The 17941-nt window shown below is 70.4% G+C and carries 16 protein-coding genes; 5 read left to right on the top strand and 11 right to left on the bottom strand.

The features are described from left to right. Nucleotides 1–32: 32 nt before the first annotated feature. The 8 genes from ACFWGD_RS08195 to ACFWGD_RS08160 form a co-directional block, all read right to left on the bottom strand. Complete coding sequence (locus tag ACFWGD_RS08195) at nt 33–1616, bottom strand: ABC transporter substrate-binding protein (protein ID WP_377778144.1); 1584 nt, start codon at nt 1614–1616, stop codon at nt 33–35. Nucleotides 1617–1682: 66 nt separating this feature from the next. Next, nucleotides 1683–2375 carry a sirohydrochlorin chelatase gene (locus ACFWGD_RS08190; RefSeq protein ID WP_377778143.1) on the bottom strand — a complete coding sequence of 231 codons (693 nt, stop codon included), beginning with the start codon at nt 2373–2375 and terminating at the stop codon, nt 1683–1685. Next, nucleotides 2372–3583, bottom strand: a complete 1212-nt coding sequence (locus ACFWGD_RS08185; protein ID WP_377778142.1) for a sulfate adenylyltransferase subunit 1 — start codon at nt 3581–3583, stop codon at nt 2372–2374. Before ACFWGD_RS08185 ends, ACFWGD_RS08190 begins: the two co-directional genes overlap by 4 nt. After that, on the bottom strand, nt 3583–4497 hold the full coding sequence (cysD, locus tag ACFWGD_RS08180; RefSeq protein ID WP_377778141.1) for a sulfate adenylyltransferase subunit CysD: 915 nt from the start codon (nt 4495–4497) through the stop codon (nt 3583–3585). Before cysD ends, ACFWGD_RS08185 begins: the two co-directional genes overlap by 1 nt. 26 nt (nt 4498–4523) lie before the next feature. Beyond that, nucleotides 4524–5213: a phosphoadenylyl-sulfate reductase gene (locus tag ACFWGD_RS08175; protein WP_377778140.1), complete on the bottom strand. Its 690-nt coding sequence runs from the start codon at nt 5211–5213 to the stop codon at nt 4524–4526. Next, nucleotides 5210–5401: a hypothetical protein gene (locus ACFWGD_RS08170; RefSeq protein WP_377778139.1), complete on the bottom strand. Its 192-nt coding sequence runs from the start codon at nt 5399–5401 to the stop codon at nt 5210–5212. The genes ACFWGD_RS08175 and ACFWGD_RS08170 overlap by 4 nt, the downstream gene beginning before the upstream one ends. After that, nucleotides 5398–7074, bottom strand: a complete 1677-nt coding sequence (locus ACFWGD_RS08165; protein ID WP_377778138.1) for a nitrite/sulfite reductase — start codon at nt 7072–7074, stop codon at nt 5398–5400. The genes ACFWGD_RS08170 and ACFWGD_RS08165 overlap by 4 nt, the downstream gene beginning before the upstream one ends. 72 nt (nt 7075–7146) lie before the next feature. Further along, entirely contained in the window at nt 7147–8049 is a 903-nt protein-coding gene (locus ACFWGD_RS08160; protein WP_377778137.1) for a sulfite exporter TauE/SafE family protein, read from the bottom strand. A gap of 99 nt (nt 8050–8148) precedes the next feature. Between ACFWGD_RS08160 and ACFWGD_RS08155 the strand changes: the two genes are divergently transcribed. The 3 genes from ACFWGD_RS08155 to ACFWGD_RS08145 all read left to right on the top strand — a co-directional run bounded on the left by ACFWGD_RS08155 (nt 8149) and on the right by ACFWGD_RS08145 (nt 11612). Continuing rightward, entirely contained in the window at nt 8149–9534 is a 1386-nt protein-coding gene (locus ACFWGD_RS08155) for an FAD-dependent oxidoreductase (RefSeq protein ID WP_377778136.1), read from the top strand. A gap of 9 nt (nt 9535–9543) precedes the next feature. Continuing rightward, the gene (locus tag ACFWGD_RS08150; protein ID WP_377778135.1) at nt 9544–10044 is read left to right on the top strand and encodes a phosphoribosyltransferase; all 501 of its coding nucleotides are present in this window, start codon (nt 9544–9546) and stop codon (nt 10042–10044) included. 320 nt (nt 10045–10364) lie between these two features. After that, complete coding sequence (locus tag ACFWGD_RS08145; protein ID WP_377778134.1) at nt 10365–11612, top strand: HNH endonuclease; 1248 nt, start codon at nt 10365–10367, stop codon at nt 11610–11612. Nucleotides 11613–11627: 15 nt separating this feature from the next. On the opposite strand, the gene purT is transcribed toward ACFWGD_RS08145, so the two are convergent. Together purT and ACFWGD_RS08135 are read right to left on the bottom strand one after the other, a co-directional pair. Next, a complete protein-coding gene (gene purT / locus ACFWGD_RS08140; RefSeq protein ID WP_377778133.1) occupies nt 11628–12839 on the bottom strand; it encodes a formate-dependent phosphoribosylglycinamide formyltransferase in 1212 nt (403 codons plus the stop codon). Nucleotides 12840–12867: 28 nt separating this feature from the next. Beyond that, nucleotides 12868–13782 carry a nucleoside hydrolase gene (locus ACFWGD_RS08135; RefSeq protein ID WP_377778132.1) on the bottom strand — a complete coding sequence of 305 codons (915 nt, stop codon included), beginning with the start codon at nt 13780–13782 and terminating at the stop codon, nt 12868–12870. Nucleotides 13783–13922: 140 nt separating this feature from the next. On the opposite strand from ACFWGD_RS08135, the gene ACFWGD_RS08130 reads away from it, so the two are divergent. Together ACFWGD_RS08130 and ACFWGD_RS08125 are read left to right on the top strand one after the other, a co-directional pair. Continuing rightward, complete coding sequence (locus tag ACFWGD_RS08130) at nt 13923–15152, top strand: amidohydrolase (protein WP_377778131.1); 1230 nt, start codon at nt 13923–13925, stop codon at nt 15150–15152. Between the two features lies 1 nt (nt 15153). Next, nucleotides 15154–16593: an MFS transporter gene (locus ACFWGD_RS08125; RefSeq protein WP_377778130.1), complete on the top strand. Its 1440-nt coding sequence runs from the start codon at nt 15154–15156 to the stop codon at nt 16591–16593. A gap of 45 nt (nt 16594–16638) precedes the next feature. Here the strand turns inward: ACFWGD_RS08125 and ACFWGD_RS08120 are convergent, their stop codons facing one another. After that, on the bottom strand, nt 16639–17928 hold the full coding sequence (locus ACFWGD_RS08120) for an adenylosuccinate synthase (protein ID WP_377778129.1): 1290 nt from the start codon (nt 17926–17928) through the stop codon (nt 16639–16641). Nucleotides 17929–17941 lie beyond the last annotated feature (13 nt).

The following is a 17941-nucleotide window of genomic DNA, read 5'->3' as shown; positions in this document are numbered from 1 at the left end:
GCCGTCGAGGTTGTCCCGGTGGTCGAGCGCGCTCACTTCGTCCAGTCCCGCAGGTTCCACCACGGGCCCCAGGTGGCGCCGTGGATGTGCGGTTCGAGGATGGTGCCGCCCCGGTTCCAGTCATTGCCCTTGGCCAGGTACACGTGGTCGACGGTGACCAGGAAGATGTTCGACGGGTTGTCCACGAACAGTTCCTGGGCCTCGCGGTAGAGGCGGGCGCGGTCGGCGTCGTCGGTGGTCCGGCGAGCTTCGTGGAGCTTTGCGTCGAGTTCGTCGCTGCCGTAGTCGCCGGGGTTGGAGTATTCGGAGGTGCCGGCCTCGCGGGTGTGGAAGAGGTCGTAGGCCATCATGTCCGGGTCCCACGGCGCCGATCCGCCGCCGAGGACGGCCGCGGCCTCGCCGAGGCGCGGGGTGATGTCGTCCCACGTCGAGGCGGTGGTGGGGAAGCTGACGCCGATGCGCTCCATCTGCGCGGAGAACTCGATGCCCAGGTCGCGGCGCTGGGTGTCGGCGCCGGCGTAGTACAGCGGCACCTCGGCGCGGACGCCGTCCTTCTCGCGGACGCCATCGGCGCCCTTGACCCAGCCGGCGTCGTCGAGCATGCGCTCGGCGGCGGCGACATCGTGGTCGAAGACGGCATCGGGGTTGTGGGCGTCGCCGTAGATCGCCGGCAGCGCCGTCGAGATCGCGCTGCCCTTGCCCAGCAGCGGGCCGTCGACCATCGCGTCGCGGTCGACGGCGATGTTGAGGGCGCGGCGCACGGCCGGGTCCTCGAGGAAGGGGTGCTTGGGCAGGGAGATGCCGCGCCAGTCGGCGGTCTTCGCGGTGACCACCTCGATGCCGTCGCGGCCCTCGAAGGTGCCGGCCACCGACGGCGGCACGTGGGCGCCGTCGAGTTCGCCGGAGGCCACGCGCTGGGCGCGGGCGGCGTCGTCGGCGGCGAGCGTCACCAGGAACTCGCCGACCTCGGGCGCGCCATTCCAGTAGTCCGGGTTGGCGGTGTAGCGGACCAGGTCGCCGGTGCGCTCGGTGACCTCGTAGGCGCCGGTGCCCACGGGCTTCTCGCCGAGCGGGCCGTTGACCACGTCGCCCTCGGCCACCAGCTCGGACGGGGCGATGGCCAGCGTCAGGCGGGAGTCGAAGCCGGCGTAGGGGTGGGCAAGGACGAAGGTGACGGTGGAGTCGTCGACCACGCGGACCTCGTCGATGAGGTCGTAGCGCGTGGACACCTTGGAGCCGGTGGCGGCGTCGCGGGCGACGTCGTAGGTGGCCTTGACGTCGGCGGCGTCGAAGGCGGTGCCGTCGTGGAAGGACACGCCCTCGCGCAGCTTCACGGTCCATTCGCTGGCGTCGGCGTTGGGCTCCGGCTCCCCCGCGGCCAGCGCCGGGACGAGCTCGGGGATGACGTCGGGGCCGGCGCCCGGGTCGGGCCGCAGCAGGCCGTCGTAGATGGGGCTGATGCCGGTCTGCCCGTACCCCGAGGCCGGGTGGAAATTGTCTGCGGTGTCCTTGTCCGCCAGCTTCAGCGGCCCGTCGCCGGACTCCCCCTGGCCACAGGCGGCCAGCGCCAGGGCGCTCACCGCCACGACACCGACCGCGACCTTCTTCACCGACATGCGCGCCTCCTGCTCCGATTGATTAACAGGAAACTAGCATGCGGCTCATTGCCCTGTTCAATCGTTTTATGCGCAAGCGCGCAGGTAACCGTGCTCCGCGCGCGCCAGGACGACGTCGGCGAGCAGGTCCCCGAGCGGTTGCGCGACGCGCGCGCCCTGCTTGACGACGCCCCCCTCCACCCGATCCCACAGCAGCCCCGGGGCCGTGAACAACGGCACCACGACGACGCCGCGGCCGGGACGGCGCGGCAGATCGGGCACGCCGTGGATGGCGAACGCCGCGCTGACCCGGCCGGGCAGCAGCGCGCCGAGCTCGCCGGCGAAGGCGTGGACGGCGTCGTTGGCGGCGGCCGACGAGGATCCGACGGCGACGAGGAGGACGTCGTCGCGCGGGTCGCCGGCGGCGGCGAGGAAGGAGCGCACCACGGCCTTGCGCACGCCGTCGCCCAGGCCGATGCCGTCGCGGACGTCGAGGCGCACGCCGGTGGCCGCCTCCGCCGCCGCGACCTGCTCGGGCAGGTCCACGGTGCGGTGGAAGGCCTCGGTGAACAGCAGCGGCACGACCACGGCATCGCGGATGCCGCGGCCGGCGAACTCGGCGCACAGGTCCTCCAGCGACGGGTCCACGAGCTCGAGCCACGCCACGCGGACGTCGTCGGCGCCGGGCAGGCGGCGGGCGACGGCGCGCGCCAGACCGTCCAGGCATTCCTTCGCACCCGGGTTGCGCGAGCCGTGCGCGACGAGGATCAGCGCCGTCATCGCACCAGACCGGCCGTGAGGGTGTCGCCGGTGCCGGGCTCGACCAGCAGGAACGCGCCGACGCGGCCGCCGACGCGGTAGCGCTCGACGGGCAGCGGCTGGGCGACCTCGACGGTGACCTCGGCGACGTCGTTGGCCGACAGGGAATCCGCCACGCCCGTGGGCTCGCCGGTCTCGACGTCGATGAGCGCGTCGACCGACGCGATCCGGCCGCGGACCAGCGCGGCACCGTAGCGGACCTCGACGACGCGGCCCACGGCCAGCGGGGCGTCGGCCAGCTGCACGGCGACGGCGGTGAACCGGCGGACGTCCTCCGGGCGCTGCCCGCCCGAGATGAGGTCGCCGCGCGCCAGATCGAACTCGGCGCCCAGGCTCAGCGCCACCGACTGGCCGGCCGACGCCGACTCGACGTCCTCGCCCGCGACGGTGAGCCGGCTGACGGTCGCGGTGCGAGCACCGGGCAGGCCGACCTCGTCGCCCACGGCCACCGACCCGACGGCGATGCGCCCGGCGTAGCCGCGGTACTCCGTCGCCGCGTCGCGGATGACGTAGTCGACCGGCAGGCGGAAATCGCCGGTCTCCGAGGCGCCGGTGTCCAGGCCCTCGAGGATCTCCAGCACGCTCGGCCCGCCGTACCAGGGGGTGTGCGCCGACCGGTCGACGATGTTGTCGCCGACGAGGGCGGAGACGGGGACGACGCGGACGTCGTCAAGCGACAACCGGTCCGCCAGCGCGCGGACGTCGGCCTCGATGGCCCGGAAGGCGTCCTCCGAATACCCGACCAGGTCGATCTTGTTCACCGCCACGATGACGTGGCGCACGCCCAGCAGGGCCGCGACCGTGGCATGGCGCTTGGTCTGCGTGACCACGCCATTGCGGGCGTCGACCAGCACCACCACCGCCTCCGCCGTGGACATGCCCGTGACGGTGTTGCGCGTGTACTGCTCGTGGCCCGGGCAGTCGGCGAGGATGAAGGAGCGCGCGTCGGTGGCGAAGTACCGGTACGCGACGTCGATGGTGATGCCCTGCTCGCGCTCGGCGCGCAGGCCGTCCACCAGCAGCGACAGGTCGGGGGCACCGGTGCCTCGCGAGAGAGCCTCGTACTGGTCGGCGAGGATGTTCTTGGTGTCGTGCAGCAGCCGGCCGACGAACGTCGACTTCCCGTCGTCGACGGAACCGGCGGTGCACAGGCGGAGAGCGGTGGTCATCAGAAGTAGCCTTCCTTCTTGCGGTCCTCCATCGAGGATTCGGAGAGTTTGTCGTCGGCGCGGGTGGCGCCGCGCTCGGTCAGCGTCGACGCGGCGATCTCGGCGCGGATGTCGGACAGCTCGACGGCCTCCGACTCGACGGCGCCGGTGCAGCTCATGTCGCCGACCGTGCGGTAGCGGACGGTGCGGACCTCCACGGTCTCGCCGTCGCGCGGCCCGCCCCATTCGCCCGGGGCCAGCCACATGCCGCCGCGGTTGAACACCTCGCGCTCGTGGGCGAAGTAGATCGGCGGCAGCTCGATGCCGCGGGCCTCGATGTAGGCCCACACGTCGGCCTCGGTCCAGTTGGAGATGGGGAACACGCGCACGTTCTCGCCCGCGGCGTGGCGGCCGTTGTACAGGCCCCACAGCTCCGGGCGCTGCCGGCGCGGGTCCCAGCCGCCGAAGGAATCTCGCACGGAGAAGACGCGCTCCTTGGCGCGGGCCTTCTCCTCGTCGCGGCGGGCGCCGCCCATGACGGCGTCGTAGCGGCGCTCGGCGATGGTCTCCACCAGCGGCACGGTCTGCAGGGGGTTGCGGGTGCCGTCGGCGCGCTCGGTGAGCGCCCCGCGGTCGATCCAGTCCTGGACCTTCGCCACGCGCAGCGTGATGCCCGGCTGGGCGGCGACCTTGTCGCGGAAGGCGATGACCTCGGGGAAGTTGTGGCCGGTGTCCACGTGCAGCAGCTCCAGCGGAACGCCCGCCGGGGCGAAGGCGCGCTTGGCCAGCTCGAGGACCAGGACGGAATCCTTGCCGCCGGAGAACAGCAGGGCGGGGCGGTCGAACTGGCCGGCGGTCTGCCGGATGATGTCGATGGACTCCGCCTCGAGCTCCGCCAGGCGCGGGTCGAGGGAGGTGGTGGTCGCGGTGGTCATGGTGCTCTCTTTCGTCGTCGTCCGGGTCACGTGTGCAGCCCGCATTCGGTCTTTTCGGCGCCGGCCCAGCGGCCGGAGCGGGGGTCGGCGCCCGGCGCGACGCGGCCGGTGCAGGGGGCGCAGCCGATGGAGGGGAATCCGGCCCTGGTCAGCGGGTGGATGATCAGGTCGTGGTCGGCGATGAACCGGTCGACGTCGTCGTCGGTCCAGGCGGCCAGCGGGTTGAGCTTGATGCGGCCGGTCTTGTCGATCTCCAGCACCGGCGTGTGCGCCCGCGTCGGCGCGTCGACGCGCTTGAGGCCGGTGACCCAGCCCTCGTACGGGCCCTTCATGCGGGCCAGCGGCTCGACCTTGCGCTGCGCGCAGCACGCGGTCGGGTCGGTGCGGTACAGCTCGGGCACCGCGCCGGCGTCGGGGGTCACGGTGACCAGGCGGTTGGGGTACCGCTTGTCGACGGCCCGCGCCACCTCCAGGGTCTCGGGAAAGTGGTACCCGGTGTCCAGGAAGATGAGGTCCGCGTCGGGGGCGTGGCGCGCGGCGAGCTCCGCGAGCACGGTGTCCTGCATGGACATGGTGACGGCCAGCGGCGTGCGCAGGTGCTCGGCGCCCCACTCGAGGATCTCGCCGGCGGTGGCGCCCTCCAGCGAGGGGCCGTGGTCCAGCGCCAGCTCGAGGAGGCGGCGGGCCGTGGCCGGATCGGTGATGACGTCGGTCATGACAGCTTCCTTTCGACCTGCCCGTGCAACTTGACGGTGAACACCCGGCAGCATTCGCGGCACTCCCAGGCGTAATCGGTTTCGGCGTCGGGCCAGAGCTCTTCGCCGCCGCAGTACGGGCAGTGCATGACCGCCCCGCGGTTCGGGTTGGGGTGGGCCGAACGGCCCGAAATGCCGAGGTCGCTCACTGCAGGTCCTCCTCGGCGGCGCGCACGACCCAGTGGCGGAACTGCTCGCCCTCGGTGCGCTGCTCCTTGAACTTGACGACGACGCGCTCGACGTAGTCGCCGAGCTCGGCGGAGGTGACCTTGTGGCCGCGCAGCTTGCGGCCGAAGTTCGCGTCGAGGCCCAGGGCGCCGCCGAGGTGGACCTGGAAGCCCTCCACGCGGTTGCCCTCGTCGTCGGTGACGATCTGCCCCTTCAGTCCGATGTCCGCGATCTGCGTGCGGGCGCAGGCGTTGGGGCAGCCGTTGAGCGAGATGCCGATGGGCACGTCCAGGTCGCCGAGGCGCTGCTCCAGCTCCCCGACCAGGTCGATCGCCCGGGTGCGGGTGGTGGTCAGCGCCAGCTTGCAGAACTCCAGGCCCGTGCACGAGATGATGCCGCGCCGGAACGCCGACGGATTGGCCGACAGCCCCAGCTCGTCGAGCTCGGCGACGAAATCGTCGACGCGGTCCTCCTCGACGTCGAGGAACACCAGCTCCTTCATCACCGTCGTGCGCACGCGGCCGACGCCGTACTTCTCGGCGACGTCGGCCAGCGCCACCAGATCCGACCCCGGCACGCGGCCGACGATCGGCTTGACGCCCACGTAAAACTTGCCGTCGCGCTGGCGGTGCACGCCGACGTGGTCGCGGTCGCGCTCCCAGGGTTCGGGCGCGGGGCCGTCGTCAAGCGAAAAGCCGAGGTAGTCGTCCTCCAGGACCTGCCGGAACTTCTCCTCGCCCCACTCGGCGACCAGGAACTTCAGGCGCGCGCGGGTGCGCAGGCGGCGGTAACCGTAATCGCGGAAGATGCGCGCGACGCCGGCCCAGACCTCGGGGACGCGCTCCAGCGGCACCCACGCGCCCAGGCGCTTGCCCAGCATCGGGTTGGTGGACAGGCCGCCGCCGACCCAGACGTCGAAACCGGGGCCGAGCTCCGGGTGGTTCACGCCCACGAAGGCGACGTCCTGGACCTCGTGCGTGACGTCCAGGCGCGGGCTGCCCGAGACCGCGGACTTGAACTTGCGGGGCAGATTGCTGAACTCGTCGGTGGACAGGTACTCGTCCTTGATGCGGCGGATGGCCGGGGTGCCGTCGATGATCTCGTCCTCGGCGACGCCCGCCACCGGCGAGCCCAGGATCACGCGCGGCACGTCACCGCAGCCGAAATGCGTGTCCAGGCCCACGGCCTCGAGGCGATCCCAGATCTCCGGCATGTCCTCGATGCGGATCCAGTGCAGCTGCACGTTCTGGCGGTCGGAGAAATCCGCGGTGTCGCGGGCGAAGTCGCGGGAAATCTCGCCGATCGCGCGGAGGCCGTCCGTCGTCGTCTGCCCGCCGTCGAGGCGGATGCGCAGCATGAAGTACTTGTCCTGCAGCTCGGCGTTGGTCTTGACGCCCGTGTGCTCGCCGCCCATGTCCTGCTTGCGCTGGGTGTACAGGCCGATCCACTTGAAGCGCGGCGCCAGATCCTCCGCGGGGATGGAATCGAAGCCCTCGAGGGCGTAAATGTCGCGCACGCGCTGCTGGACGGCCAAGCCGGCGTCCTCCTGCTTGATGCGCTCGTCGTCGTTGAGCGGCTCGCGGCCGTCGATGAGCCACTGCCCCTGGGGCTTCTTCGCCTTGGGCCGGCGGGCTGGTTTCGTTGCGGTGGTCATGGCTGGTTCGTTTCCTCGCATGGCTGAATGGGGTGGTTCGTTGGCGGGGTGTAAATCAGTTCGTCGAAATTTTTAGACCGCTCGGTCTTTCTCCCGCTCGGGGGCGGGGTCCTGCAGCGTGACCCGGGGGCGCAGCCACGGCAGGGTGTCGTGGCGGCGCGACCAGATGAGGATCGCCGCGACGACCGCGACCCAGGCCAGCAGCAGCGGGACGACCGTGCCGAAGAGCGTGCGCAGGTTGAGCAGCACCAGGACGCCGCCGATGACGATGCCCAGCGTCCGCGGGTTGATCCGCCCGACCAGGATCGCCGCGATCGGCGCGGCGATGACGCCGCCGACCAGGAGCCCCAGGATGGGCAGGGTGTGCTCGGCGAATTCCTGGCGCAGCAGCGGCAGGAAGCCGAGGACGGCGGCGCACGTGACCAGGAATTCCGCCGCGGAGACGGTGCCGATGACGCGGCGGGGCTGATCGGCCTCCGCGCTGAGCATCGTCGACGTGGTCACCGGGCCCCAGCCGCCGCCGCCCGTCGCGTCGAGCAGGCCGCCGACCAGGCCCAGCGGGCCCAGCTTGGCCAGGCCCCACGACTTCGCGGCGGCGTTGCGGCGGGAGGGCAGGAAGGCGAAGCGGATGAGCACCCACAGGCCCAGCAGGAGCAGGATCGTCGAGGTCACGGGCTTGGCCACGTCACCGTCGAGGCTGGACAGGAAGGTCGCGCCGGCGAACGCGCCGATCGCGCCGGGGATGCCCAGGCGCAGCGCGCGGCCCCAGTTGACGTTGCCGAACCGCCAGTGCGAGACGCCCGAGGCGAAGGTGGTGCCCACCTCCACGACGTGCACCACGGCCGAGGCCGTCGCCGCGCCGGTGCCGGACAGGATGAACAGAGTCGTCGCCGTCACGCCGAAGGCCATGCCCAGCGTGCCGTCGACGAGCTGGGCCCCGAGGCCGATCAACGCGAACAGTACGATTCTCTCCATGGCCCGAACACTAGACAGGCCGGTCTGTCCGACGCGCCGTTCGTGTCACCATGAATCGAACCCGGCGATTTTCGCGGCGAACCCCGAATATCGGGAGCCATGACCATTCCGAGCATCCCCGCATCCCGCCCGCTGCGCGTCGCCGTCATCGGCTCCGGCCCCGCCGGCATCTACGCCTCCGACGCCCTGATCAAGTCGGGCCACCCGGTGTCCATCGACCTCATCGAGCGCCTGCCCGCGCCGTTCGGCCTGATCCGCTACGGCGTCGCGCCGGATCATCCGCGGATCAAGGGCATCATCAAGAGCCTGCACCGCGTGCTGGACAAGCCGGAGGTCCGACTGTTGGGCAACGTCGACGTCGGCCGCGACGTCACGGTCGCCGAACTCGAAGAGCTTTACGACGCCATCATCTTCGCCACCGGCGCCACCGGCGACCGCGACCTGGACATCCCCGGCGCGGACCTGGCCGGCCACCACGGGGCCGGCGAGTTCGTGGGCTTCTACGATTCGCACCCGGAGTTCGCCCGGTCGTGGGATCTGTCCGCCGAGTCGGTGGCCGTCGTCGGCGTGGGCAACGTCGGCTTGGACGTCGCCCGCATCCTGGCCAAGACCGCCGATGAGCTGCTGTCGACGGAGATCGCCGACAACGTCCACGACGGCCTGTCCGCCAATGCCGCCCGCACCGTCCACGTCTTCGGCCGCCGTGGCCCGGCGCAGGCGAAGTTCACGCCGCTGGAGCTCAAGGAGCTGGACCACTCCCCCACCATCGAGGTCGTCGTCGACCCGGAGGACATCGACTACGACGCCGCCTCCGAGTCCGCCCGCCGCGACTCGAAGATCGTGGATCAGGTGTGCTCGATCATCGAGAACTACGCACTCCGGGAACCCGGAGAAAAGGAACCGCGCGCGCCCCACAAGCTCCACCTGCACTTCTTCGAGGCCCCCGTCGAGCTGCTCGGCGAGGACGGCCGCGTCACCGCCATCCGCACCGAGCGCACCGAGCTCGACGGCGAGGGCGGCGTCCGCGGCACCGGGAAGTTCACCGACTGGCCGGTCGGCGCCGTCTACCGCGCCGTCGGCTACCGCTCCGATGCGGTGGCGGGCGTGCCGTTCGACCAGGACAAGGCCGTGATCCCCAATGACGGCGGCCGCGTCGACGGCCGCACCGGCCTGTACACCACCGGCTGGGTGCGCCGCGGCCCCGTGGGCCTGATCGGCAACACGAAGGGCGACGCCAACGAGGTCGTCGCGAACCTGCTGGCGGACTGGACGGAGGGGCGCCTGGTTGCGGTGGCCGACCCGTCGGAAAGCGCGGTGACGTCCTTCCTCGCCGACCGCGGCATCGAATTCACCACGTGGGAGGGCTGGCACGCGCTCGATGCGGCCGAGCGCGCGGCCGGCGCGGCCGAGGGCCGCGAGCGCAAGAAGATCGTCGAATGGGCCGACATGGTCAGACACTCGCAGGCCATGGCCTTCGCCCGCTAAAGTTGGCCTATGGCATACCACGCGGATTCGGCGGACCTTCACGACAAGGAAATTCTGACCTGGCAGGGCTTCGGCGACGCCTCGCGCGAGCTGGCGCAGACCATCGCGGATGACGGCTTCGAGCCGGAGGTCATCATCGCGATCGCCCGCGGCGGCCTCGTCGCGGCGGGCGCGCTGAGCTACGCGCTGGGGGTGAAGCTGTCCGACGCGATCAACGTGGAGTTCTACACCGACGTCCACGAGACCCTGCCGGATCCGATCCTGCTGGAGCCGCTGCTCGACGTCGAGTCGATCTCGAACCGCAGGCTGCTCGTCGTCGACGACGTCGCCGATTCGGGCCGCACGCTGCAGCTGGTGCTGAACATCCTGTCCGAGCAGGGCGCCGAGGTCCGCTCGGCCGTGCTCTACGAGAAGCCGCGGTCCGTGGTCAAGCCCGAGTACGCGTGGCGCCAGACCGACGAGTGGATCGTCTTCCCCTGGTCGGATCAGCCCCCGGTCACGCCCGCTTAACGACGGATCGGCGCGTAAACCGTTGGCCCGCAGTGGTTGTGGGCCGTGTTTGTGAGCGCGGGAGCCTAGACGCCGTTCGAACACTCATGCGATTTTCGAACGGTTTGGGCCGGATGGCACGGGGAGAAATCCGGCGCGTGTTCTAGTGTGCGGGGTGACGGACGAAGAAGAGATCGTGTGTGGGACGCGATCGGCGGCCGTCGCCCACGACCGGGGGAAACGCGATGCGAGATCACGCATCCAGCCAGCCCAGACCGACACCCTTCGACGCCGCATGCTCCGCCGGTGCGCCGCGATGGGCCCATGAGTTCGCGAGTGCGGTGTCCATCATCCGCATCAGGGGCAATCGCGACGAATTGCGCATCGCGGAAGCCTGCGCGCCACCGGACGGGACCGCGGACGTCACGGACCACTTCGCCCACGTTGCGCTGCTGTTGGGCGTGACGCCGGGAGTGGCGGAGTCCTATGCCGACGTCGGCGTCATGCTGCGGCGGTTTCCGCGGCTGGCGCGGGTGCTCCTGCACCGCGGGCACCTGCCGTTTTCGCATCTGCGGGTGCTGGCCAGGTGCACGCTGACGGCGCCGGACGAGATCGTCGACAAGCTTGAAGAAGCCCTGCTGCCGCTGGTCCTGCCCACGCGCGACGGGCAGGCGCTGAAGGGCTGGCGGGCGCTGCACAATCGGGTGCAGGAGGTCATCGAGCGGTTCGAGCCGCTGGCCCGGCCCCGGGACGTCGACGGCGATCCGGTGGATGATCCGGCCGAACCCCTGAAGGAGTTCATCGAGGTCGAGGAGTACCCGCGGGTGGCCGTGCTGAACGCGCAGCTGGATCCGGCGCGGGCGTTCGAGGTGATGACGGTCCTCGACGCCATCGCCGCCAAGGAGGGCTGCTCGCGCGCCGAGGCCCTGACGCACCTGGTCCGGGGCACGTGCGAGGTGGCGGTGACGCTCAACGTGTACAAGAGCTGGGAGACCGGCGAGACGTGGGTGCCCAGCGCCGGCGGGTGGGTTCAGGGGCGGTTCGCCGACGACTGGCTGGACCTGGCCGACGGCGCGCGGCTGTGCGGCGACTCCGGGACCGGCGGGTATGCGCCGTCGGAGGCGCAGAAGGCGTTCATCGTCGGCCGCGACGGCACGTGCCGCTTCCCCGGCTGCGATCATCCCGCCCACCGCACCGAGGGCGATCACGTGGAGAACTACGACCACGACCATCCGGGCGCAGGCGGCGCGACCGACACGGAAAACCTCCACTGCCTGTGCAAGAAGCACCACGATCTGAAGACGCGGAAGATGTGGGACGTCCTGCGCATGCCCGACGGCACCGAATACTGGACTTCGCGCACCACGGGGATGACGGCGGTCAGCGTGCCCACCGGGCCGCTGGCGGGGAAGCACCGGACGAACTTCACGGCGCGGCAGATGAGAAAGCGCCGCACGCTGGCCGAACACAACGAGAAGCGGCTGCGGATCCTCGAAGAGGAACGCCGCATCGCCGCCGAGGCCCGCGAAGCGCAGCGGATCCGTGACGAGGAAGAAAAGGAGCGCTGGGACGAGGTGTGGGCGGCGTAGACCGGAACCGGAGAACTACTCCACCGACACGCTCACCGCGGCGGCGGCCTTCGCGGCGTTGTCGCGGGCGGCGTCGACGTCTTCGGCGGTGGACACGGCCACGCCCATGCGGCGGCGGTCGTGGGCCTCCGGCTTGCCGAAGAGGCGGACGTCGGTTTCGGGGACGGCCAAGGCGTCGGAAAGCCCGGAGTAGGTGGGGGCGAACCCGTCGCACCCTCCGTAGACGACGGCCGAGGCGCCCGGCGACGTCAGCGTGACGTCGATGGGCAGGCCGAGGATCGCGCGGGCGTGGAGCTCGAACTCCGAGAAGCGCTGCGTGGCCATGGTGACCAGGCCGGTGTCGTGGGGACGGGGGCTGACCTCGGAAAACCACACGTCATCGCCGCGGACGAAGAGCTCGACGCCGAAGATGCCGCGGCCGCCCAGCGCACCCGTGATGCGCGCGGCGACCGAGCGGGCGTTGTCCAGCGCGACCTGGGACATGGGCATCGGCTGCCACGACTCGACGTAATCGCCGTCGACCTGGCGGTGGCCGATGGGCTCGCAGAACCACGTCGCCGGCTCGCCGGTGGCGGGATCGATGGAACGGACGGTGAGCAGGGTGATCTCGTAGTCGAAGTCCACGAAACCCTCGACGATGACGCGGCCCGAGGACACCCGGCCGCCGCTCATCGCGTAGTCCCACGCGGCGTCGATGTCGTCGGCGGCGCGGACGGTGGACTGGCCCTTGCCGGACGAACTCATCACGGGCTTGACCACGCACGGCAGCCCGATGTCCTCGACGGCGGCAGTGAACTCCTCGTGGGTGGAGGCGAAGCGGTAGCGCGACGTGGGCAGGCCCACCTCCTCGGCGGCCAGGCGGCGGATGCCCTCGCGGTTCATGGTCAGCTGCGCGGCGCGGGCGGTGGGGATGACGGTGACCCCGCCGGCCTCCTCCAGCTCCACCAGCGCGTCGGTGGCCAGGGCCTCGATCTCGGGGACGATGAAGTGCGGCCGCACCCGCGCGACCAGGTCCTTCACGGCGGCGGCGTCGGTCATGTCCAGCTCGTGCCAGAAGTGCGCGACCTGGTGGGCCGGGGCGTGCGCGTACCGGTCGGCGGCGTGGACCTCGACGCCGAGGCGCTGGAACGCGATGGCCACTTCCTTGCCCAGTTCACCGGAGCCGAGCAGCAGCACGCGCGTGGCGCCGTCGGTGTAGGGGGTGCCGGTGGAGGCGGGGGTCAGCATGGGAACTCCTGGGGTCGGTCGGTCCGCGTCAGATCCATCCTAGGCCCAGGACCCGGTCGAACTCGGCGTGCACGTGGGCTGGGTCCACGTGCGTGACGACGCCGACCTCCCGTCCCCCGCCCTCGCAGACTGCGCCACGGTCGGAGTCGACGGCGGACAGGTGCATGGGCCGGACGGTGGCGTCCACCGTCCCGCACGCGACCATCGCGGCGAAGAGGTCGTGGACCTGGGCCAGGTAGCCGATGCCCTCGCCACGGTGGAAGCCGAAGTAGAAGCGCAGGGCATCGGCGACGACGCCGCCCAGCTCGCCCGGGATCGCCCAGCGATCGATGTCCTCCGGCCGCACGATGATGGTCTCGGTGACGTCGAGGGGGCACAGGGTCAGGGGCTGGTCGTTCGGGGCGAGGACGGTGGCGACGGCATCCGGGTCGACCCAGAAGTTCCATTCGGCCGTCGGCGTGGTGTTGCCGGGATGGTCGACCGCGCCGCCCATGACGGTGATCCGCTCGAACGCCGACGCGAGCTCCGGATGCCGGGCGGCCGTGGTGAGGGGGCCGGTGATGAGGAGGTCGGCAGGGGCGTCGTCAAGCACCCGCCGCCACGCGCCCGGCGCGGCACCCGGCGCATCGCAGGCGGCCGCCGACGGGGGCCGGGCGAAACCGAGGCCGAACTCGCCGTGGGTCTCCGGGGTCGTGGTCAGCGGGACCTTCAGCGGGGCGCCGTCACCGGCGAAGACGTCGACGTCCGGGCAGCCGCAGAGGTCGAGGATCCACCGGGAATTGCGCGCCGCCTGGCAGACGGTGGTGTTGCCGGCGGTCGTGGTCACCGCGGCCAGGTCGATCTCGCCGGCGCGGTGGAGGCCGGCGAGGTAGATGAGCGCGAGCATGTCGTCGATGCCCGTGTCCACGTCGGCGACGAGGCGTTTTTTCGCGGTGAAGGCCATGCCCGAACGATAGCCGCGCTGCCTGGGCAAATACGGCCACTGCAACAAATGGCAACACCTATGTCGCCGGAAAAGCCGGGCATAGCATCGGGTCAGGCAAGCAAGGGAACACCCCGAAATCCACGACAAGGAGCACAGACATGAGCACGGCGGCACGCGCCATCCTCTCCGATCTCGCCGAGACGCGGGACGAACGGGAGGCGCTGTACATCGACTTCCACCAGCATCCCGAACTGTCGATGCAGGAGCACCGGACGTCCGCGAAGATCCGCGAACGGCTCGAGGCGTTCGGCGCCGAGGTCGTGCCCGTCGGCCGCACCGGCGTGGTCGGCGTCATCCGCAACGGCGACGGCCCCGTCGTGGGCATGCGCGCCGACTTCGACGCGCTGCCGATGAAGGAGGAATCCGGCAAGGACTACGCCGCCACCGGCGCCACCCAGATCGACGAGAAGACCGGCGCCGAAACGCCCGTCGCCCACACCTGCGGCCACGACATGCACATCATGGGGCTGCTCGGGGCCGTCGAACAGCTGTCGAAGCACACGGGCGACTGGGCCGGGACGTTCCTGGCCATCTTCCAGCCCGGCGAAGAAACCGCCGAAGGCGCGAGGGACATGGTGGACGGCGGGATCGTCGACAAGCTGCCGAAGCCCGACGTCGTCCTGGCCCAGCACGTCCTGGGCACCGTGCCCGGCGGCTGCGTGGGCACGCGGCGCGGACCGGTGCTGTCGACGGCGTCGTCGATCGAGATCGTCGTCCACGGCGCCGGGTCCCACGGATCGATGCCGCACCTGGGGGTCGACCCGATCGTGCTGGCGTCGACCATCGTGACGCGGCTGCAGACGCTGGTCTCCCGCGAAGTGCCGCCGACCGAGACCGCCGTGGTCACCGTCGGCAGCATCCACGGCGGCACGAAGTCGAACATCATCCCCGACTCCGTCACCCTGCAGCTGAACACCCGCGCCTACAGCGCCGAGGTCGCCGACCACCTCCACGCCGGCATCGAGCGCATCGTCCGCGCCGAATGCGAGGCCGCCCGCTCCCCGAAGGAGCCCGAGTTCCGCTACTACGACCGCTACCCGCTGACCCTCAACGACAACGCCGCCGCCGACGCCGTCCGCGCCGCGTTCGACGGGTACTTCGGCGAGCAGTCCGTGGACATGGCCGCCGTGCCCGCCTCCGAGGACTTCTCCATCATCCCCGACGCATTCGGCTCCCCCTACTGCTACTGGGGCCTCGGCGGATTCGCCGAGCCCGGCGCGCCCGGCAACCACTCGCCGAAGTTCGCCCCCGACATCCACCCCACCCTCGACCGCGGGACCGAGGCCATCGTCGTGGCCGCCACCGCCTGGCTCGCCAAGGACATCTGACATGACCACCACAAAGACCTACCACGGCACGGACAAGGCGCTGTTCGGCATCGTCCTGGCCGTCATCACCTTCTGGCTGTTCGCCCAGACCACCATGAACATCGGCCCGCTGATGGCCGAGGACGTGGGCATGCCCATGGAGGTCATGAACATCGCCATCTCCCTGTCGGCGCTGTTCTCCGGCATGTTCATAGTCATGTGGGGCGGCATGGGCGACAAGATCGGCCTGAAGAAGGTTGCCATCTGGGGCAACCTGTTCAACATCGCCGGCTCCGTGCTCATCTCGCTGGCCGTCGGCGCGGCGTCGTCGCCGATGATCCTCGGCGGCCGCATCCTCCAGGGCCTCGCCGCCGGCGCGATCATGCCGACGACCATGGCGCTGCTCAAGGTCTACTGGGACGGCCCGGCCCGCCAGCGCGCGGTGTCCATGTGGTCGATCGGCTCGTGGGGCGGCTCGGGCCTGACCGCGATCTTCGGCGGCTTCATGGCCAGCACGGTCCTGGGCTGGCGCTCCATCTTCATCATCTGCGCGCTGGTGTCCGTCGCGTCGATCCTGCTCATGCGCGAGATCCCCGACGCCGCCCCGGGCGCGGGCAAGGCGGGGACGACGGACTGGACGGGCATCATCACGCTGGCCGTGTCGCTGGCGTCGCTGCTCATCGTGGTCACGCAGGGCTCGAAGATCGGCTGGACCAACCTGTGGACGTGGGTGCTGCTGGCGGTGTTCATCGCGTCCTTCGGCATCTTCGTCAACGCCGAGGTCCACCGCGACGCCCCGTTCGTCGACTTCTCGCTGTTCAAGAACACGGTCTTCACCGGCGCGACGATCTCGAATTTCCTCATCAACGGCACGGCCGGCGCGCTGACGGTGTCGCTGTGGGTGCTGCAGGGCGCGGCGGGCATGTCCGCGGCGGAGGCCGGCTACCTGACCATCGGCTACGCGGTGTTCATCATCGCCTTCATCCGCGTCGGCGAGAAGCTGCTGCAGAAGTTCGGGCCGCGCAAGCCGATGATCTGGGGCAGCCTCATCGTCCTGGCGTCGATCGCGCTGCTCATGGCCACGCACACGATGGCGTGGCAGTACAAGATCCTGGCCATCGTCGCCTACTCGCTGTTCGGCCTGGGCCTGGCGTTCTACGCCACCCCGTCGACGGATGCGGCGCTGTCCAACCTCCCGGCGGATCAGGCCGGCGCGGGCTCGGGCATCTACAAGATGGCCTCGTCGCTCGGTGCGGCGTTCGGCGTCGCCGGTTCCGCGGCGATCTTCACCGCCCTGTCCACCCATGGCCTGGACATCATGGGCCAGGCCATCGAGTTCTCCGGCCGCCAGGACAACACCGCGGTCCGCGAGGCGGGCATGATCGGGCTGGCCTTCAACGCCCTCATGGCCATTGCCGCGCTGGTGTCCATCACCGTCTTCATCCGCGACAAAAAAGCTTGACGACGCCCACGCACATCCGCGTAAACGTCGCCAAGCGAGAGGGGCCTACGCCTCCAGCAGGTCGTTGATGACGATCGTCTGGTCGCGGCCCGGGCCGACGCCCACGTAGGAAATGCGGCAACCGGACAGCTCCTCCAGGCGCGCGAGATAATCGCGCGCCTTTTCCGGCAGCTCATCGACGGTGGTGCAGCCGGTGATGTCCTCGTCCCAGGCGGGCATGGTCTCGTAGATCGGCACCGCATGGTGGAACTCGGACTGCGTCAGCGGCATCTCGTCGTGGCGCACGCCGTCGACGTCGTAGGCGACGCAGATCGGGATCTCGCCGATGCCCGTGAGCACGTCGAGCTTGGTCACGAACAGGTCCGTGAAACCGTTGACCCGCGAGGCGTAGCGCGCCAGCACCGAGTCGTACCAGCCGCAACGGCGCAGGCGCCCCGTGTTGACGCCCACCTCGCCACCGGTGGTCTGCAGGAACTCGCCCCACTTGTCGAACAGCTCCGTCGGGAACGGCCCCGCGCCCACGCGCGTGGTGTACGCCTTGATGATGCCCAGCGTCGACGTGATCTTCGTCGGCCCGATGCCCGAACCCACGCACGCGCCGCCCGCGGTCGGGTTCGACGAGGTGACGAAGGGGTACGTGCCGTGGTCGACGTCGAGCATCGTCGCCTGGCCGCCCTCCATGAGCACGTGCTCGCCGGCGTCGAGGGCCTCGTTGAGCACGTACGCCGAGTCGACCACCATCGGCTTGAGGCGGTCGGCGTAGGACATGAAGTAGTCGAAGATCCGATCGGCCTCGATGGCGCGGCGGTTGTACAGCTTGACCAGGATCTGATTCTTCTGGTCCAGCGCCGCCTCGATCTTCTGGCGCAGGATCGACTCGTCGAAGATGTCCTGCACGCGCAGGCCCACGCGGCCGACCTTGTCCGCGTACGTCGGGCCGATGCCACGGCCCGTGGTGCCGATGGCGCGCTTGCCCAGGAACCGCTCCGTCACCCGGTCCAGCGTCTGGTGGTACGGCGCGACCATGTGGGCGTTGCCCGAAATGCGCAGCTTGGACGTGTCCGCGCCGCGGGCCTCGAGGCCGTCGATCTCCTCGAACAGCGCCTCCAGGTTGACCACGCAGCCGTTGCCGATCATCGGGGTGGCGTTCTCCGACAGCACGCCCGCGGGAAGGAGCTTCAGCTCGTACTTCTCGCCGTTGACCACGACGGTGTGGCCGGCGTTGTTGCCGCCGTTGGGCTTGACCACGTAATCGACCAAGCCGCCGAGGATGTCGGTCGCCTTGCCCTTGCCCTCGTCGCCCCACTGGGCGCCCACCACGATGATTGCGGCCATTGCATTCACTCCA

The organism is Corynebacterium sp. NPDC060344, from assembly GCF_042725215.1.
GTDB lineage: Bacteria > Actinomycetota > Actinomycetes > Mycobacteriales > Mycobacteriaceae > Corynebacterium.
This window is presented reverse-complemented; position numbering and strand designations above follow the sequence as displayed.